We start from the raw sequence: 19,444 nt of genomic DNA, 5'->3' as shown, positions 1-19,444 counted from the left end.
GGTTGAAAAGTTAGAAGGTTGAAAAGTTGAAATATATAGAAATAGTTGGCGTCAGCGTCCTCGCTTGTTCCAACTATCTGGGAGGCCTTTGGCCGGGCAAACTGATGTACCTTAAAAAGATTCCTAATTATTTATATACTAGCAAATTAGTATAACGAGCGGGAACGTTCTGATTATAAAAGCCCCTCTGAAATAATGAATAAGTTAATTTACGCTAAAAGTCGAACTTATGGCAAATAGCAATGTTTAACCAATAGCCTGCAAATCAACTTTCCAACTTTTCCACTTCCCAACTTTTAAACCTTCTTTCCAACCTCTCAACTATTTGGGAAAGATTCGGGTTCTTGCGACCTTTGCGATAGCTGAAAACTCTTCAGCGATTAAAAACGGGAGTACTGTTGAGCCAACCATTATTATTTCAATCGTCGGAACAAGCTACGGAGCGAATAACTTTATTTGCCGACGTAATTTTGCCTTTGCCTTTACCCAAACTATATACCTACCGGGTGCCCTACGACATGAACGATGATATCTTCGTGGGAACTCGCGTGATTGTGCAGTTTGGAGCCAAGAAGATTTTGAGTTGCATTGTAGCCGATGTACACGAGAATCCCCCGTCTGGCTACCAGGCCAAATACATTCTGGAAATTATCGACGAAACTCCGGTGGTAACTACGCCTCAGCTTAAAATATTTAATTGGATTGCCGAGTATTACATGTGCACTATTGGCGAAGTAATAAACGCAGCTTTGCCTTCAGCCTTAAAACTAAGCAGTGAGTCCCGGATACAATTGCACCCGCAGTTTAATCCGGAATACCCGGTATACCCCTTATCTACCGCCGAAGAAAAAATAGTCTTTGCCTTAGGCCAGAATAAAACCCTCACTTTTACCGAAGTGGGAAATTTATTGCAGATCAACCATTTTCATAAAATAATAAAATCACTAATCCAAAAAGAGGTTATTATTATTTTTGAAGAAATAGCCGATAAATACACCCCGAAGGTAGTTAAGAAACTGCGCTTATCGCCGCATTTCATCCACGAAGCCGAATTACTGGAAGAACTCATGAGCCAACTGGCAATCCGGCCGAAACAACTCGATGTGGTTCTGCAGTATTTGCAGAAGGTACCCGTCCACCAGAATGTGCACCTGAACGAAAAAGGCATCGAAAAAAATACTCTTACTTCTAATCCGCATTTATCGCTTTCATCTATTAATGCTTTAATCAAAAAAGGCATTATGGAACAGTTCGAAACTATTGTTTCCCGGTTTCCGGTGGATGATAATAAACCATTACCCGCCTTTAACTTATCCGCCCATCAAATAGCTGCCCGCGACGAAATATTAGATTTATTTGACAGTAAGGATATTGTTTTATTGCACGGCATTACGGGTAGTGGTAAAACCGAAGTTTACATTGATTTGATAAAAAAAGCGTTGGAAGGTGGCGGCCAAGTTTTGTATTTACTACCTGAAATTGCCCTTACCGCCCAAATTGTAACGCGCCTCATCAAAGTTTTTGGTAATCGTTTAGGAGTGTATCATTCTAAATTTTCCGATAACGAACGGGTAGAAGTTTGGAACGGTATTTTGTCGGGCCGTTTTTCAGTGGTAATTGGCGTGCGCTCGGCTATATTTCTACCTTTTCATAACTTGTCGCTGATTATTGTGGACGAAGAACACGAATCGTCATACAAGCAATACGAACCGGCTCCTCGCTACAATGCCCGCGAAGTAGCGCTCATGCTGGCTACCTACCACAGGTGCAAAACTTTATTAGGATCGGCTACACCCGCCGTAGAGACCTATTATAACGCTAAAACAGGTCGTTGGGGCTTAGTAACCATGAACAAACGTTTTGGCGAAGCGGGTTTACCCGAAATAGAATTGGTAGACACTCGTCGGGAAAGCCAGAAGAAAAACATGCACAGCCATTTTTCGCAGAAGTTGTTACATGAAATTGAGCAAAAATTAAAAAAGCAGGAACAAGTAATTTTATTTCAGAACCGGCGGGGTTACGCCCCTTACATTAACTGCCACGACTGCGACTGGATTCCGAAGTGTAAAAACTGCGCGGTAAGCCTCTCCTATCATAAATACAATCGCGAATTGCGCTGCCATTACTGCGGTTACCACGAATCCATGCCCCATGATTGCCCGGCCTGCGGCTCCACCATGATTAAAACCGTAGGATTTGGGACCGAAAAAATTGAAGACGAGCTAAAGCTGCTATTACCCGAAGCCAATATCCAGCGGATGGATTTAGATACTACGCGCAGTAAAAACAGCTACCAACAAATCATTGCCGATTTCGAGGCCAATAATACGAATGTACTGGTAGGCACGCAAATGGTAACCAAAGGCCTGGACTTCGAAAATGTAAGTTTAGTGGGGATTATCAACGCGGACAGTATCATTAATTATCCGGATTACCGGGCGCACGAGCGGGCTTACCAAATGTTTGTGCAGGTAAGTGGCCGGGCGGGCCGCAAAGGCAAAAAAGGCTTAGTAATTATTCAGACGGGCAACCCTTCGCAGGCCATATTTCAGAAAGTAATCGAGAACGATTACCAGGCTTTATACGAATTTGAAATTCAGGAACGCCGCAAATTTAATTTCCCGCCCTTTATGCGCGTAATTAAAATTACCGTGAAACACATCGATGAAAAGATTAATGAGCAAGCAGCAGCCGTACTTACCAAAGAATTCATCGATCGTTTGCCTAAAAACCAAGTACTTGGTCCGGAAGTACCTTATATTTTCAAAATTCGCAATTACTATTTAAGCGAAATTCATATAAAATTAGACCGGGAACACACCAGCCTGAAAGCTGCCAAGCTACTCATCGCCGAAGCTATCAACCAGGTTAAAATAAACAAAGACTTCCGCAATATCCGGGTAGTAGTAGATGTAGATCCGGTGTAAAGATTATAATGAATATTCTGTTTTCTTTTGAATTAGTTTAAAGCAGAAAACTCTTTCTTCAAATCCTTTTAGGAGGAAACTATTAGGCTACGTTGTTCAATAGTTTCCTCCTAAAAGGACAAAATTCTTTAATTTATTTCTATTCTTTTTCTTATTTGATATCGATTATTTTCGATTAGAAAAACATAGTTTTATTCAGCGCTACTACTGCGGCTTTAAAATCTTCACGGGCTACTACAAATTGCACGTTTACTTTCCGGAGGGAGAAGCCGGCGCTTTTAATATTTATATTGTGCTCCGCGAGAGATCCGGCGGCCTTCGCCAGAACACCCGGTTGGTCGATATTAGAACCAATCATGCACACAATGGCTACTTTCTCAACGGTTACCTCCTGAAACTGTGCTTCCAGCGCTTGCACCAATTCTGGTTTATAATCTTTTTCCCAGATAACCATGGAAATACTGTTGGCGCTGGTAGCCTTAAAAATGTAGCTGATATTAAATTTGTGGAACTCCTGCATAACAGCAAAGTCCGAACCTACCGTACCTACCATTAACGGGTCGTAGATATCCAGAATAATTACTTTGTTCGTGCCGGTAATTACTTCTACGCGCTTGTTTGGCCACACATAATCGCGGGTAATTAAAGTACCAGGATGGTCTGGCTCAAAGGTATTTTTAATGCGCAAATTAATGCCATTTATTTCCAAAGGTTTGCTGGCTTTCGGGTGAATGGCTTCCATGCCTACGTCTGCTAGTTGGTCGGCTACGTCGTAATTGGTATTTACTACGGGTACGCAATTTTCCAGGCCTACCAAAGCAGGATCGGCAGAAGAGAGGTGATATTCTTTGTGAATAATAGCTTCCTTTGGCTTTAAAGCAACGGCTACTTTGCAAAAAGTTACTTCGGAATAACCCCTATCAAACTCCCGCATAATGCCTTCGGTGCCTTTGGTGTAGCCGGTAACTACGGTAATAGTTTTTTCAAAGTCAATGCCTTTTAAAGAATGCGCGATGCGCTGGTCAATGGTGTACGGTTCGTGGTCGTGGAAACCGCTTAAATCTACTAAGGTGGCATTTAAACCCTGGTTTTGCAGAATATTGACAAAATTAAAGGCGGCATGCGCTTCGCCGATAGAAGCTAAAATTTCGCGGGCGGCTTGTAAAATGCTTTCGGAGCTTACGTAGCCGGAGGCCAAAACATTTACCAGATTTTCGAGAAATAGCTGAGCCTCGTGCAACCGTTGCCGGACGAATTTATTAGCTGCTTCTACATCTAAGCCTAAATACTCGTAGCTTTTATTAATTTGCTGCAACTCTTCGGTTACCTGGTATAACGATTGGTGAAAATCTTTGTGACCTACAATGTGGTGGTAAACGCCTGGTGCACCGGTTTTTTTGTTTTCGAGGAGCAAATTAGTAACCCCGGCAAAGGCCGAAACCACAAATACCCGGTTATATAATTGGTCACCGGTGCGGCCATGGTATATGATATTTTCTAAAACTTTATCCAGCGCACTCATACTAGTGCCGCCAATTTTTTCTACTGTTAACATGTGTTTCCGAAAAGCGAATTATATTTTAGTAATCTGATTCTGTTCCTGTATGAACTTCAAAAATACTAGTTCATAAGCAATGATTACTATATTTCCGGAAGTCATTTATCAGATTTATAAAAATTGGGGATATTTAATGTAAAGTTTTCAGCGCCGAGGGCGTACAATATGTCCTTCCTGTTGCGTAAAAACTCCTGCTTGTAAAAGTTCTTCAACCATTAAATCTATTTGCTCCCGGATATCGTCCGTAACCCGCGAAAAGCCCATTAATTTTGCGGTGGCAGGAGCTACTTCATCGGAAGTAAGACCGTAAGATTCCGTTACTGTTTTTTGGATAAACAATTTAATTTCTGCTGGTGATATTAAATCGATATCTCTCACGGAGGCAGGTAATTGGCTCCTATCGCGTAAAGGAGGCTGCGCCATGTTGGGTAACCAAAGAAAATCTTTTTCCCGCCGCATTACACCTTGCTGAATGCCGTAATCAATGGCTCGTTCTATAGCAGTTTTTACGCGGGGTCCAACTTTTGTAAGATTCACTGCTTCGGCAATACGACGGGTAACTTCAGTAATATGTACGGGACTTTCCACCTGGACTACTTGCCAAACCCAATCGGCCAGCTTCGTTACCGAAACCTCTGCCAGCTCCTGAATACCTAATTTTATGGTAAGGTTGGCAACCTGGTAAGGCGGCAATCCAGTGTTTGGTTCCTGTGTAGTTGCCGTGTGCCGGGTAATAACGGGTTCTTCTGATTTCCTTTTAACTACCGCTCCATTTGATTTAGGTATAGAATCGTTACCTAGAGCTTGTTCTATTGCTGAAACCAATCTTTTTAGTTCGGCTTCGGGGTTCCGGAACCAATCCGTACTCCAGACGTGGTATAAATTCCAGCCTAAACTTTGCAGCACCGATTGGCGCAATCTATCCCGGTCTCGGGCGGAACGGGCACTGTAGTACGTAGCGCCATCGCATTCAATCCCTAATGCATAATGGCCAGGTTGCTGCGGGTCTACCACGGCAAAATCTACGTGAAATCCCGCGGAACCTACTTTTGGCTTTAATTGATACCCTAAGTTGGTAAGAGCTTGGTAAACGACTTCTTCAAAAGGTGCCGCCTGAACTTCTGGATTAATGGTTGTTTCCCCGGTGGATAAATGCCCATTCTTCGCGTAAGTTAAAAAAGTTTTGAAGGCTTGCACCCCGCGCGAAGAGGTACGGCTTAAATCAATATCGTCGGGCGATAAGTTCGTAAATATTTCGCAGCGCAGCCGAGCCCGGGTAATGAGTACGTTTAAGCGCCGTTCGCCGCCCGTACCGTTTAACGGACCAAAGTTCATGGCTAAATTACCCTCGGCGGTTCGGCCGTAACCAGTACTAACAAAAATAACATCGCGCTCATCTCCTTGTACGTTTTCGAGATTTTTTACAAAAAAAGGTTCGTTAGGATGCGCTTGAAAAAATGGCTCGGCTCCTGGGTCAGCTTTGCGTAAAATTTCCAGTTGATTAATGATAGCCTGCATTTGCGCCATACTAAAGGCAGCCACACCCAAAGTTAATTCGGGTTGGGTACGGGCGTGCTGCATAATAGCTTGCGCTACTGTTTCGGCTTCCTGCGGATTGGTGCGGGTTTTGCCGCGGTCATAAAAGGTTTGTGGCAGATGGCGGTAGATTAATCCAATTTCTTTTCGGCCGGCATCCGGGCTTGGGAAAATAACCAATCGATTTTCGTAAAATTCTTGGTTGGATACCGCAATCAGTGATTCGTGGCGGCTGCGGTAATGCCAGCGTAACATGCGTTGCGGCGCACCCTGGGCGGCAAATAATCCCAGAATACTTTCAACATCCGTCGTGATATTTTCTTCGTCGGCTTCTTCTTCGTTTACCAGCGAATCGAAAAAGCTGGTGGGCGGCATTTGTTTACTATCGCCTACTACCACTACTTGTTTGGCGCGCAAGATGGCTCCAAAGGCATCTACCGGTTTCACCTGGCTGGCTTCGTCAAAAATTACCAAATCAAAATTCAGGCATTCGGGCGGCAGAAAATTGGCGATGGAAAGCGGCCCCATCATAAATACCGGTTTTATTGCTTGAATAGCATTACCGGCTTTGGCCATTAATTGCCGAATGGGTAAATGGCGGGCTTTCTTTTCGAACTCCCGACGCAGAATTCCTAACTGGCCGCCTGCTTGGTGCAAAGGTAAATTTTGCCAGTGCGCCAGGGCAAGTTTCGCTCGGTTGTACGCCAGCATTAAAGAATCTAATTCGTTAAACTTCTGAATAACATCTTCGTGACCGGCCCGTTGGAATTGTTGTAGAGCCGGACGTTCGGTGTACGCTTGTTCCAGGAGTGCTTCCAGCCAGGTTTGACGGAAGGCCGGGTACAGGTAAGCACCGGCTTCCGGCCAGGTAATTGCCCGGTTTATGATTTCCTGCAAACCTTCTTGTTGTAACCGGAGAGTCAGATTATTCCAGCCTACTATTTGGTGGAGTTCGGGTAAATGCGTTTGCCATTTTTGCAACAGCAATAATTGTTCTGTAAAAGGCTGTTCTTCTAAGTAATTTTCCCGCCCAAAACGGAGAACTTCATCCAGCAAGAGCAACTGCTTTACCTCGGTTAAATGAGTGCGGTGATTCAGGAGATGTTGCTCTAGTTGCTGTAAGTTTGGTTGTAAAGAAGTTAAGTTTGGTTCACCGGCCAGAAAATCGAGAACTGCTTTGGGAATGATTTGGCTGGCAATATCCTGATATATTTCGGTAAGCCACTTTTGGATAGTAATGAAATGCGGCCAATCTGAGCGTTCGCTGCGCCATTGTTTCCCGAAAGTTGCCTGCCCTAATTCCTGGTGCTGATGAATAATTTTTAACTGGCGATTCGCTTCCAGTATTGCATCTATTAGTTTTAGTTGCTCATTGGTGGTATCCGGTAGAACTGTTTTGCTTAATCCGGCCAACTTTTTTTTACTCTTTCGGTAAGCACCCGATAAGAATTTCCACCATTTCTCACCGTAAGCCATTAAATTTTCCCGGATTTCTAAAGCTTCGGTTGTAGCCGCCCAAGCCTCCGGCAGCAGCTTATCCTGGAATTGGGCCTGGATGGTAGCGTAGGATTTACCTGCGGTAAGCAGTTGCTCCAGCTCAGTTTGTTGTATCAACCAGTTGCTTGATTTTACCGGAACGCCCGCATAATTAGGACTACGGAGCAAGCGATGTACTAACGCACTCAACGCAGCCGTTTCAGTATAGTTGGTTGGCAGGGGTACCATTACAATTATGGATAATTGCTGGGCATTCGGTTGTAGGGCAGTTATGGATTGGCGAGTACCTTCTAAGGCTTGCGTTATCTGGTTTTCCTCGGCAGGTAGTAACTGCTTGCGTTGGCTGCCCCAGAAAATTAATTTTTTAGGCTCCCCCAGTTGTTTTAAACGGGCTTGTAATTCCTGAATTAGCGCATCGCGCCGGCGAAACTCATCACGCGACCAGGTTAGCAGGGCAGGTAAGGCAAATCGGGGTAAGTCTGCCTGTGGATATTGCTTTCGTAGTTGTAAAAGCTGGCCATATACGTCGTAAGTAGTTAAATCACTTTGGCCGATAGGCTTGTTTACTGCTTCGCAGTAGCTGTTCAAGCGTTCGCGTAACTGCACCAATAAGTTCAGTTCACTTTCCTGTTCTTTCACCTTCGGCTTTCCTAAATCCAAGGTGCGGGCGAGTTCTTTGGTTACTTCTTTTTTATTGGTTTTATGGCTGTGCAATTCCAGGCAAGCTTCGCCTAAACCTACTTTATCTAAACGCCTTTTTACTACCTCCAAAGCGGCCATTTTTTCGGCGACAAACAATACCGTCTTGCCTTTCCCAATAGCTTCTGCAATAAGATTGGTAATGGTTTGAGATTTACCGGTACCGGGCGGACCTTGAATAACTAAATTCCGACCTTGGTTTACATCCAGAATGGCTAAGGTTTGCGACGAATCAGCATCTACTACCTGGCGAACCTCAGCAAGATTCAAATGCGGGTCGAGGGGATCTTCGTCGGAAATAAGTGGGGCGGGTTCCTGAAAGCCGTCTTCGTGCAGCAAAGCTTGCAGCAACGGGTGATTGGCAGGGGAAGTTTCATCAGACCAGTTAGCGGTATCTAGGTCGTTGTACATCATAAACTTCCCGAAAGAGAAAAAGCCCAGTGCAATAGCCGTAGAATTAATTAGCCAGCCTTGGCGACCCACAATTTCTTTCCAGACTTCGTCAAAATAGCCGGTTACATCTACTTCGTCGGTGTCCGGCAGTTCAGGAATCTGTAAACCAAAATCAGCCTTCATTTTAGCAATCAAGGATAAATTTTCGCCCACTTCGCCGCCGGTATAACGCAATTGAAACCGCTCTCGTGCCGAAGAACGAGTCAAATCTACGGGTATCAGCAGCAACGGTGCTTGCCGGGCATCGTCATTATTGCCGGCTTCGTACCAGGTAAGCGCACCTAATGTCAGGTACAAAATATTGACGCCTTGTTCTTCTACAAACAGGCGCGCCGCATGATACGTCTGCAATAAACGGTTTTCCAGTTTAGGCGTGGTTTCCCGGGTTTGCAGTTTGTTATCGGTTTGGGCCGGGGTAAGGGTTAATGGCTCAACAGCACTCTTTCCATTTTCCGGTGAGCTCGGCATCTTATCCAATAAGCTATTGGCCGTTTTACTATCAATTGGCAGAAAGGTCATGGCTTTACCTTCCAACACGAGCAAGCGGTACACTTCGGCGGGTATTTCGTTTACAATTTCTACGCCTTTGGCTTGCAGAGGCCGGTAATTCAGGAGCGGATTGCGTAAACTTAAATCGAGTAAATCGCGTCGGGAAGCCTCTAAACGGGCACTTACTTGGGATACGGCAGTCATGAGCAAAATTTCAGGTTCTATGCGAATCTAAACGTTTTCTGGCAACAAAACCGGTATTTTCTTTTGAACGGTATCTGAATAATCTTAAAATTAAGGGCAGAAGGTTCCGTAGGCTAAACTCGTTAAAATGATGTCCTCGGAAGATAATATAAAAAGCCAAAATTTTTATCTATAATTCTATAGGATAGTGCTAGTAGGTTTCAAATAATTAGAATTTAAAAAAATCCCACTACCAGGCTGAGATTTTACCTGATAGCGGGATTAAAATAAATTTATGAAACAGTTAAGCCAGTGTAAAATCCGGCAAGCGCATAATTTCGCCGCCTTTCATAGCTGATTCGTGGGCCAGAATACCTACGCAGGTAATATTAGCGGATTGCTGAGCATTTGGGTAAGGCTCGCGACCTTCAACTAAAGCCGTTAAAAACTCGTGGACCAGGTGCGGGTGCGAACCACCGTGGCCGGAACCCTGAATAAAAGATAAATGCTGGTGCTCGTCAGAGTCGTAAACGCCTTGCTGGGTGAACGATTGGATTTCCTGAGGTAATAAATGCGCGTAGTCTGGTGTTTTTACTTTCTTCGGGGTTTCGCCGGTATGAATCACATTGTCTTCGTGCTCAATTAAAGTCCATTCAAACGATTTTTTAGACCCGTACACATCAAAGCTTTCGCGGTACTGCCGCGCCGTATTAAACAAAGAACGGGTTACTTCCGCGGATAAATCAGAATCCTTTAGTTTAATGTGGCAAGATTCAATGGCAAATGGCGAACCGTATTTTGAAATTAAATTTTCGTCGATGCGGCCAGAACCAAAACACGATACATATTCGGCTTGCGCTTTAGGTAAAGCTAACACTGGACCGACGCAATGGGTAGCGTAATGCATGGGAGGCAGCCCTTCCCAATAACCCGGCCAGCCGGCCATTTCCTGTTGGTGCGAAGCGCGAATAAATTGCAACTTGCCCAGCTCACCTTTCTCGTATAGCTCTTTTACGAACAAAAATTCGCGGCTATAGATAACCGTTTCCATCATCATGTAGGTTTTACCGGTTTCTTTTACAGCTTCTACAATCTGGCGACATTCCTCTACGGTTGTAGCCATAGGCACGGTACAGGCCACGTGCTTACCCGCTCGCAAAGCGGCTAACGATTGCTCGGCATGGCTTTGAATAGGCGTGTTAATGTGAACAGCATCTACTTCCGAGTCTTTTAACAACTCGGCGTAATCGGTGTAGCGTTTTTCTATGCCGAAAGCGTTTCCTATTTCATGCAGTTTTTCCTCATTCCGCTGACAAATAGCATACATAATGGCGTTTGGATGCTTCTGATAAATAGGAATAAATTCGGCTCCGAAACCAAGGCCGACAATGGCTACTTTGATTTTTTGTTGGGTCATAGTTTTTATAATTTTTGAAATCAGTTCGTTTTCGGTTTTCTAAGTTGTTCTTTGGAGCCGGTTCCCGTCTCCATGCTGGAGTGCTATCTAGTTTGATAAGTAACCAGTTCGCCTCGTGGCCGGCGGGCCTCGTTTGGCTCTTCCGGGCTGGTCTAAGCTTCCTTTCCTCGTTCCTCGGAATGCTGCGCACCGGAAGCTTAGAAGGCCCTCCACAGCCAAACTGATGTCGTTTATGCTTAGCTGCGGCTTATCTCATTCATTTAGAATAGAAGAATGCTTAATTTAATCAGTGTAGATAGATAAAACTTTTACTTTATAACTCAATTAAGCCTCTTTATTTATTAGTGTCATTCAGGAGGAACCTATTTGGCTACGTAGCTAAATAGGTTCCTCCTGAATGACACCGAAATTTTAAAATTTTCCAGCTTGCTATGCAACAGATAGCTTCAGCCCGGTGCAAAGAATGACGCTAAACTGTTCGAGCGTTCAGCGAGTTTTTAGCGTCTTGACTTTTTTGGTTCTTTTTGTGTCAAGACAAAAAGAACAAATACCTGAGCGATGAAACAACTGCACTAAGCAATAAAGCTACTTATCTAGCTATGCGAACAATATTCAGCTATAGCCAGCTAAAGCAATGGCCGCTACTATGCAAACAAAACTTTATCTCCCAACCAAAGCACTAGCAATACCATCTTCCTGCTTAACCTTTTCTTCCCCTCTGGCCCATTTTTTTAAAAATTGAATACCTTCCGAAGCAAAACCATCCTGGCTTTCGGCGAGAGGGCGCCAGATACAGACGGCTCCGGCCAGTTCTTTTACGTTGGGGGTAAAACTTTCAATAGCCACGGTGCCCTGGTAATTAATGGCAGACAATCCGCGGTAGAAAGCATCCCAGCGGGTTTGACCGGTTCCTGGCGTACCGCGGTAATTTTCCGATACCTGTACGTGCCGTAATTTATCGCCCGTTAAAAGAATGGCTTTCTCGATATCCGGTTCTTCGATGTTCATGTGGAAACCATCCAGGGAAACCTGGGCGGCAGGATGGTTGATGTCGTGGATTAACTGCATCACGTCTTCGGCATTATTTATTAAGTCGGTTTCGAAACGGTTGATGGGTTCCAGGGCGATGGCCTGGCCGTATTGTTCGGCTATTTCGCACACTTTCTGCAGATTGGTTACGGCCCGTTCCCATTCTATTTTCTTTTGTTCCGGCGAAACTAATCTAGCTTTACCTACCGCCGAATACATGGGCCCAGATACAAACGAACAACCAATGACTTGGGAAATCTGAAAACATTGGGTAATGTACTCGATGCTGTTGCGTTGGTAAAGTTCGTCTTCGTGGGTTAAATCCCGGGTAGAACCAAAAGCACCGCAAATAAGACCTTCCAAGCCATTTGCTTCCAGTGCTGCTTTTAACTTGGCAGCATCTATCAGGCTCGTATCTTCTACGGGTATCTCCACGACATCGTAACCCATAGATTTAATTTTGGGAAATAAAGCCAGCGTTTCTGAATCAAAAGGTGACGTCCAGAGCCAAGTGCTTACACCGAATTTTACATTTAATGACATACAGAAATTTTTAAGCAGGAGAGGTAAACCCGGTAAGTTTTTAAACTTACCGGGTTATTTTAGATTGAATCAAATGTATTAAATTACTTTCATGACACCATTCATGATGCGCCAATGGCCTGGGAAGGTACAGACATACGGATAATCGCCTTTTTTCTCAGGTACCTTAAACCGTATGACAGTACGGCCTTCGGGGTTTACCAAGTCGGTAGCAGCAATAACTTCGGTCATTTTAGGAACGTAATTCTTCTCGGCTCCTTTCGGGTCAGCCGCTAATTTATCGGCAGCGGCACCTACTTTATCGGTCATACCGGTCATTACCAGAACCCAATTGTGTTGCATAAAGTCAGGGTTTTCCAGCACCAGTTCTACTACCTGACCAGCTTTTACCGTGAACGATTTTTTATCGAACTGCATTTGGTCTTTCACCACTTTCAGGTTAATGGTAACATCCGCTTTTTCGGTAGTGGGAACGGCGGTAACTACAATCGAACCAACTTCCAGGAAGGTATTAGATAAATTGCCGTCGAAATTAAAATCGTCTTTATAAGGGCCAAACTTCTTTTCGTCTTTACCTCCCATCCCGATTACTAAATCGGAAGTAAGCGGTTGCTTAAACAAACCAGGAACTTTGCCTTCCGCCATAGTTTTACCATCGAGTTGCAAAGCCAACTTGCCGTTTTGGGCTAACTGGGCCACTACTTCGAAGCGGTTTTCCTGGGGAACCGGTGCCGAAACGGAATAAGCTTTGCCGTTTTGTTTCACCAAAAGATTTACCTTATCCTCGTCTATGTACAATCCGTAGCCCTGATTGGTGTCGCCGTGAGTCATAATGACGCCGCTTGGTTTACCGCTTCTTGGTTTTATTACCGTTGATTTAATGGTTATTTCCTTACCGGCCACATTCGGAGCTTCGGCGGCCGGCATCCGGGACCATCTTTCCAGTAAACGTACATCTTTATCTAAGCTTTGAGTAATACGAGGTACTAAACCAGCCGAAGCTGATTCAGCAGCTTTACCGTCTTTTTGCATCGCTTCTTTAAAGCCAGCCTGGTGTTTAGCGGTAGCTACAAATAACGCCTGAGCAATGGCGGGCTCCTGATCGTTTTCGAGTAACAAACTAGCTGCATAAATAGCCTGACCAATATCGGCGGCAGCCGGCATTTCGGCCAAAGCCAGAATAGCCGTTAAGCGGGTGGGCTGGGCAGGGTCATTAATCAGGTTGGATTTTAATAAAACTTGCTTTACTTCCGGAGTTTTAGGCAGAACCTGAATAGCTGTTTTACGAACGCCGGCCGCCGGGTGCGATAAGGCTTTAATTGCAACCTGTAAGGCTTCCTGGTTAGAACCCGATAAAGCGCCTAAACCATGCATGGTCCAGAGAGCGTGTACCGCCGGGGCATTTACGCCAATTTCATCTACACTTTGATTAGCGGCTATTTTGTACAGTTCGGGTAATACGGATTGGTGTTTACCTTCTACGATTAAGCGCTGGGCCGTAGTACGCCAAAACATATTATCGTTGTTTAAAGCAGCTACTAAGGTTTCGGGTTTGGTTTTGTCTAATTTAACCGGATCGTAGGGTTTGGCGTTTTTGTAAACTACACGGTAAATTCGGCCTTTGTCGTGGTCGCGTAACGGGTTAATGTACGCGTTGCCTTTACCGTTTTCGGCTTGGTAACCACCGCGCTCCGGGGTTGGGGTAGGGTTGTGCTGAATAATGAAATCGTACCAGTCGGCTACCCAAACGGCGCCATCCGGACCAACTTCGGCGTGTACCGGACCCATCCACTCATCGGAAGAAGCCATAAAGTTCCAGCCGTCTTTTTCTACGTAACCGGCACCACTTGGCTCCATAATGGCGTTATGTACCACCCGGCCGGTTGGTTCGCATACAAATGCAATGCGGTTCCAGTATTCTTTCGGGAAGTTACGGGCCGTGTATAAGTTATGACCAGCGGCCGCGGTAAAGCCGCCGTGAACATCTACCTGGCGCAAATTAGGCGTCATGGTATGCATATCGTAGTGGCCGTCAATTTTTTTAATGCCTTGCGCGCCGCTGCCGCCTACCAGCACTCTTTTTAAATTTTTATCGGGCATGTAATAATAAGCGCTGTGCGTATTATTGGCCGTGGATAAAAACACATCAAAGTTTTCGTTGAAGCCTAAGCCCCAGGTGTTGTTGCTGGTTTTCGCTAAAAATTCTAAATTTTTACCATCGGGGTTAAAGCGATACAAGCCTTGGCTGAAAGCAAGATTCTGATTTTTGCCGGTGCCTTTAAAAGCCGAGTAACCTACCGTGCCCCAGATTTTGTTATCCAGGCCGTATTTTAAGTTAGATGGTCCGGCGTGCGTATCTGATTTTCCCCAACCTTCCAGAATTACTTCGCGCACATCGGCTTTGTCGTCGCCATTGGTATCTTTTAAGAACAGGAATACCGGCGCCTGCGAAATTATTATGCCGCCGTTGGCAAAAACAATGCTGGTAGGAATATTTAACTTATCCGCGAAAATGGTAAACTTATCGGCTTTGCCGTCGTTGTTGGTATCTTCACAAATTTTAATGCGGTCGTCGCCAACGCCATCTTCTTCGCGTACTTCGTTGGGATAATCTACGGTTTCAATTACCCACAAACGGCCGCGTTCGTCCCAGGCCATGGAAATAGGATTGATAATATCCGGCTCGGCGGCAAATAACTGCAAATCGAAATCAACGGGTACCTGAATGAGTTTCTGCGACTCCGAAGGGCTTAACGGATTTTGAAATTTAGGCGCCGGATCGCGTTTTTCATAGTTTGGTACGGCGGCATCTACGTAAGTTAAAGTGGGTAAAGCGAGCTTCTCTACTTGTTTACTTACCTTATCGCCCACGGCCCATAAAACGCCGTTACCAATTAATTTCTGAAAGCCGGGGTTGTTCCAGGTGCGCTCGTCGTGGCCGTAGGCGGTATAAAACACGCGGCCTTTGCCTTGCTCCCGTACCCACGTCCAGGGCTCCGGTCGGCCTCCTTCGTCGCGGGTCATCAGTATTTTATTATCGGGATTTAATTTATCGTGTACGTAGGTTTCGTCCCAGGTAGAGAACTCCGTAATGCCTTGCATAGTCGGGTGCTTGGCATCCGTAATCTTCGCGGTAAAGTCGCCGGTTTTATGCGTTTTAAATTGGCCGCCTACCATTTTAATGTAGTTCTCGGAGTTTTGGAAACAAAACGAAGCACAATGGATGGGAATAAATCCTTTGCCGCTCTCCACAAACTCCGTTAAAGCTTTATCCTGTTCTGGCGCAATGGTTTCGTGGTTGGCGTAAATGATTAAACCATCGTATTTTTTTAAATTTTCCGGGTTCAGATCAGCGGGGTTGGTGGTATAGGTGATATTAATGCCGCGACTAAACAAGGCAGTAGCCAAGGTGGGGGCATATTTATCGGAGTTGTGGTGCTCGCTTTTATGCCCTAAAAACAAAACCTCTACCCGCCGGAGAGCCTGACTACTGCTTTGGCTGGTATTGGGGTTTTTCATACAACTACCCACCACCAGTGCAATTAAGAGAACTAGATTAATACTACGTTTCATGTGCATATTTTGCTTTCCTACCTACAAAAATTTATAATATTACTAAATTAAGCCACTAAAACTAAGACGCTTTTACAAGTTTACTAATTTATTAGCTGCCATACTGCCTGTTTTTTAACCGAAATTGACTGTATCTTGACTAGTTTCTTAGGCTTTCGGAAACATCCGGTATAATATACAGGAAATGTTTTTAAGTTTTATGATTAGATTGTTGTAAAGTCTGGCTGTTTGTTACCCCGAAGCTACTTTGCCAACAGCTTTAATTAATTTTAAAATTTAGTTTAGGTACATAAAAAGCCAGGGCATTAAATATTTAGTGCCCTGGCTTTTTCCGGTTCCGGTAAAGAATATTTTAATTGGCTTGCCTTATGGTAGAGATCTACTTTTACAGCACCAACGGATTTAGCGGACTAGCAGCTAATTCGCCGGGTTTTACGCCGGGTAACCAGCGTTCCAGGTCGGCTTGGCGGTTTTTGTTATCGGGTTCGATGGCTTTTGCTCCATCGGCAAAGTAAATAATAGTCATTACTTCGCGCATGGTACCGGAGTTATTGCCCGGCGCACCGTGCAAAGTCCAGCCAGAGTGGAAAGTAGCATCGCCGGCTTGCATGTAAGAAGTGGTGCTAATCGGGAAGTTATTCTTTTGAATGTACTCTTCCAGAAAGTTCTGGGAAGCGTCCGAAATACCTAATTTATCAATGTATCCTTCGGTATGCGAACCCGAAGCAAATTTTATAATTCCCATGTCTTCGGTTATATCTACCAGCGGCATCCAAAGGGTAATGGTTTTATCGGTATCGAGCGGCCAATAATACTGGTCCTGGTGCCAGGGCGTAAAACCGCCGCCTGGTTCTTTAAACAAAGCTTGGTCGTGGTAAATGCGCACGTTTGCGCAGCCCATTAAATCGGCGGCAATCTGGGCAAAGCGTTTAGCCAACACAAACCGGCGTACCGCTTCGTCTTGTTCCCACAAGTTCATAATCTGCAAAAAGGCTTTCCCGTAGGTATCGCGTTCCGCTAAAGCGCGGGTCTCGGTGTTGTATTTCGCGACCGCCTCGTCAATAGCGGCACGGTAACTCTTCACCTCCTCCGGGCTGGCTACTTCGCGCAGTAGAATATGACCATTTTGCTGATACGAATCAATATCCAAGGAGCTAAGCGGGTACGTTTGGGTTTGGGGAGAAGCAAGTGTTTCGTTCATCTTAGTAAGATTAAAAAGTAAGAGCTATTTTCTTAACAAAGAAATCTAAATTATTAGCCAGGTTCCACCCTTCCATTTACAAATACTGATACTTTATTAAAGTAAGTATCGTATTAATTTATGAATTCATATAAATTAGTACGGATGAAAGCTTTATTAGAGAAAATACCCGCAACGGAGCAAGGGTCTTTTACTATTCGCGAATTTAAATTGCCGGCTTTCGATGCGCCTTTGCATTTTCATCCGGAATTGGAGCTTACTTTAATAATAGCCGGGCAAGGCAAACGCATTGTAGGAGATTCTATTGCTGATTTTGAACCCGGCGACTTAGCCTTGCTCGGCTCTAATTTACCTCATTACTGGCACAGTGATAAACAATACCAAAGGAAGGGATTCGTTTCCCAGTCAATCGTCATCCAGTTTCATCCTCAATTCTTAGGACAAAATTTCTTTCTGGTGCCGGAAATGACGAACATCCGGAAGCTACTCGATAAAGCCCAACAGGGAATTACTTTTGATAAAAACACCCGCGCTGAGACAGCCTGCCGCATGCAGCGTCTGTTGCAACTAAATGGAGCCAAACGGTTATTTGAACTATTAGCTTTACTAGATTTTCTGGCGAGTTCACCGGATCAGCAACAAATAGCCAGTGCGGGCTTTAGCCAGTATGCGGATACTTTCGACTGCGAGCGGATTAACAGCGTTTGCCAATACGTGTTTAATTCTTTTACCGAAGACCTATCAATAGCTCACGCAGCTTCGCTGGCGCACCTGAGCGTACCGGCTTTCTGCTATTACTTTAGAAAACGGACTCGCCGTAATTTTTCGCAGTTCGTAAACGAAATCCGGATTGGTCATGCTTGTAAGCTGCTCATTGAAACCAACCGCAGTATTGCCGAAATATGCTACGCCAGCGGCTTCCGCAACCTGTCCAACTTTAACCGACGTTTTAAAGAAATCCAGCACAAATCACCGCAAGAATACCGGCGTCAGTTTTAAAGAAGCAGGAGTAAATTCTTATTTTAAGAAGCTCATTCCTTAAAATATAGTTTTTTAAAGTCTTTTTTCTTTCTTACTTAGAAAAGTCATTGTCAATTTTAACTAAATATAAAAAAGTACTTGTTTCCTATCTAAATGCTTTAAAAAAGAAGGACAGAAGCTAAGTGTAAACAACAGCAGTTTGGCGGTGGAGGGCCTTCTCAGGTTCTGGTGCCGAGGAACAAGGCATTGTGAGGGACGAACAAAAGAAGCTTAGACCAGCCCGAAAGAGCCAAATGAAGCCCGCCGGCCAGGAGGAAAACTTGAAATATCAAACTAGATAGCACCGCAGCCTGGAGACTTGAAAAGGCTCCAAGTAAGTAATTTTGCACCATCACGTAACCTATTTTATTTCAGCCATTCTAATTTTAAATTCATCTAAACTTTCCTAAATTTAAAAATATACAACCATAACTACCTCCATGAAACCTGTTATCCGGAAGTCACCCAATCAAACTACAGGTTCCTTTACCGTAAAGGAGTTGCATGACCCGTACTTTGACCCGAACTGGCATTTTCATCCGGAATATCAATTATTTTTAGTTTTGGAGGGCACCGGTACGCGCTTTATTGGGGACTCTATTAAACATTTTGAAGCCGGCGATTTAGTTTTTACTGGTCCTAACCTGCCTCACCTATGGCGGAGCGACGCGGTTTATTTTGAAAGTAATCCCGATTGCCAAGTACAAGGCATTGTAGTTTACTTTGACGCCAACTTTTTAGGGGCTGACTTTTTTAATAAACCGGAGATGTTTAATTTAAAAAACCTGCTGCAGCAATCGGAACGAGGCTTAGAGGTTACCGGCTATACCCGCGAAATTCTCACGCATCATATAAAAGCATTAGGGCAACTAAACGGCTTCGACCGGATTCTGGTATTGCTGGAAATACTACATACTTTAGCTAGGGCTACCGATTGCAACTTACTTTCCAGCATTGGCTTTACGAACTCGTTTAAATCATCTGACACGCCCCGGATGCAGCAGGTACACGATTATGTTCTAACTAATTTTAAAAATACTATCTCACTGGAAACAGTAGCTGCCGTAGCTAACATGAGCCCATCGGCTTTTTGCCGGTATTTTAAAGCCCGCGCGAATAAAACATTTTATGATTTTGTCAGCGAGATTCGGATTGGACATGCTTGTAAATTACTCATTGAAGAAAAATTAGCGGTTACCCAAATCTGTTACGAATGCGGCTATAAAACCTTATCCAACTTTAATCACCAATTTAAGGCTATAACCGGATTGAGTCCTTTACATTACCAAAAACAATACACCAAGAGCAACCATTCTTAA

Annotated in this window: 9 protein-coding genes; 3 read left to right on the top strand and 6 right to left on the bottom strand. The window is 44.4% G+C overall.

Features of this window, described 5'->3' with window-relative positions; all coding sequences use genetic code 11:
• Nucleotides 1–398 precede the first annotated feature (398 nt).
• Nucleotides 399–2,927, top strand: coding sequence for a replication restart helicase PriA (gene priA, locus AHMF7605_RS26590; RefSeq protein ID WP_262512374.1), 2,529 nt, complete (start codon nucleotides 399–401; stop codon nucleotides 2,925–2,927).
• Nucleotides 2,928–3,102: 175 nt separating this feature from the next.
• Here priA and AHMF7605_RS26585 read toward each other — a convergent pair whose 3' ends face one another.
• The 6 genes from AHMF7605_RS26585 to AHMF7605_RS26560 form a co-directional block, all read right to left on the bottom strand.
• Nucleotides 3,103–4,482: an aspartate kinase gene (locus tag AHMF7605_RS26585; RefSeq protein WP_106932978.1), complete on the bottom strand. Its 1,380-nt coding sequence runs from the start codon at nucleotides 4,480–4,482 to the stop codon at nucleotides 3,103–3,105.
• A gap of 147 nt (nucleotides 4,483–4,629) precedes the next feature.
• The gene (locus AHMF7605_RS26580) at nucleotides 4,630–9,363 is read right to left on the bottom strand and encodes a DUF3320 domain-containing protein (RefSeq protein ID WP_106932977.1); all 4,734 of its coding nucleotides are present in this window, start codon (nucleotides 9,361–9,363) and stop codon (nucleotides 4,630–4,632) included.
• 283 nt (nucleotides 9,364–9,646) lie between these two features.
• A complete protein-coding gene (locus tag AHMF7605_RS26575) occupies nucleotides 9,647–10,759 on the bottom strand; it encodes a Gfo/Idh/MocA family protein (protein WP_106932976.1) in 1,113 nt (370 codons plus the stop codon).
• 660 nt (nucleotides 10,760–11,419) lie between these two features.
• Complete coding sequence (locus AHMF7605_RS26570; protein ID WP_106932975.1) at nucleotides 11,420–12,331, bottom strand: sugar phosphate isomerase/epimerase family protein; 912 nt, start codon at nucleotides 12,329–12,331, stop codon at nucleotides 11,420–11,422.
• Nucleotides 12,332–12,409: 78 nt separating this feature from the next.
• A complete protein-coding gene (locus AHMF7605_RS26565; RefSeq protein ID WP_106932974.1) occupies nucleotides 12,410–15,904 on the bottom strand; it encodes a PVC-type heme-binding CxxCH protein in 3,495 nt (1,164 codons plus the stop codon).
• A gap of 385 nt (nucleotides 15,905–16,289) precedes the next feature.
• On the bottom strand, nucleotides 16,290–17,105 hold the full coding sequence (locus AHMF7605_RS26560; protein ID WP_106932973.1) for a phytanoyl-CoA dioxygenase family protein: 816 nt from the start codon (nucleotides 17,103–17,105) through the stop codon (nucleotides 16,290–16,292).
• 120 nt (nucleotides 17,106–17,225) lie between these two features.
• Here AHMF7605_RS26560 and AHMF7605_RS26555 point away from each other — a divergent pair, with 120 nt between their 5' ends.
• Both AHMF7605_RS26555 and AHMF7605_RS26550 read left to right on the top strand, forming a co-directional pair.
• Nucleotides 17,226–18,104: an AraC family transcriptional regulator gene (locus AHMF7605_RS26555; RefSeq protein ID WP_106932972.1), complete on the top strand. Its 879-nt coding sequence runs from the start codon at nucleotides 17,226–17,228 to the stop codon at nucleotides 18,102–18,104.
• Between the two features lie 461 nt (nucleotides 18,105–18,565).
• The gene (locus AHMF7605_RS26550; protein WP_106932971.1) at nucleotides 18,566–19,444 is read left to right on the top strand and encodes an AraC family transcriptional regulator; all 879 of its coding nucleotides are present in this window, start codon (nucleotides 18,566–18,568) and stop codon (nucleotides 19,442–19,444) included.

The sequence above is a fragment of the Adhaeribacter arboris genome, assembly GCF_003023845.1.
GTDB lineage: Bacteria > Bacteroidota > Bacteroidia > Cytophagales > Hymenobacteraceae > Adhaeribacter > Adhaeribacter arboris.
This window is presented reverse-complemented; position numbering and strand designations above follow the sequence as displayed.

Excerpts from the sequence above, each read along its gene's own strand:
- AHMF7605_RS26585 (WP_106932978.1), bottom strand. The coding sequence starts at position 4,482 with ATGTTAACAGTAGAAAAAATTGGCGGCACTAGTATGAGTGCGCTGGAT.
- AHMF7605_RS26580 (WP_106932977.1), bottom strand. The coding sequence starts at position 9,363 with ATGACTGCCGTATCCCAAGTAAGTGCCCGTTTAGAGGCTTCCCGACGC.
- AHMF7605_RS26575 (WP_106932976.1), bottom strand. The coding sequence starts at position 10,759 with ATGACCCAACAAAAAATCAAAGTAGCCATTGTCGGCCTTGGTTTCGGA.
- AHMF7605_RS26570 (WP_106932975.1), bottom strand. The coding sequence starts at position 12,331 with ATGTCATTAAATGTAAAATTCGGTGTAAGCACTTGGCTCTGGACGTCA.
- AHMF7605_RS26565 (WP_106932974.1), bottom strand. The coding sequence starts at position 15,904 with ATGAAACGTAGTATTAATCTAGTTCTCTTAATTGCACTGGTGGTGGGT.
- AHMF7605_RS26560 (WP_106932973.1), bottom strand. The coding sequence starts at position 17,105 with ATGAACGAAACACTTGCTTCTCCCCAAACCCAAACGTACCCGCTTAGC.
- AHMF7605_RS26555 (WP_106932972.1), top strand. The coding sequence starts at position 17,226 with ATGAATTCATATAAATTAGTACGGATGAAAGCTTTATTAGAGAAAATA.
- AHMF7605_RS26550 (WP_106932971.1), top strand. The coding sequence starts at position 18,566 with ATGAAACCTGTTATCCGGAAGTCACCCAATCAAACTACAGGTTCCTTT.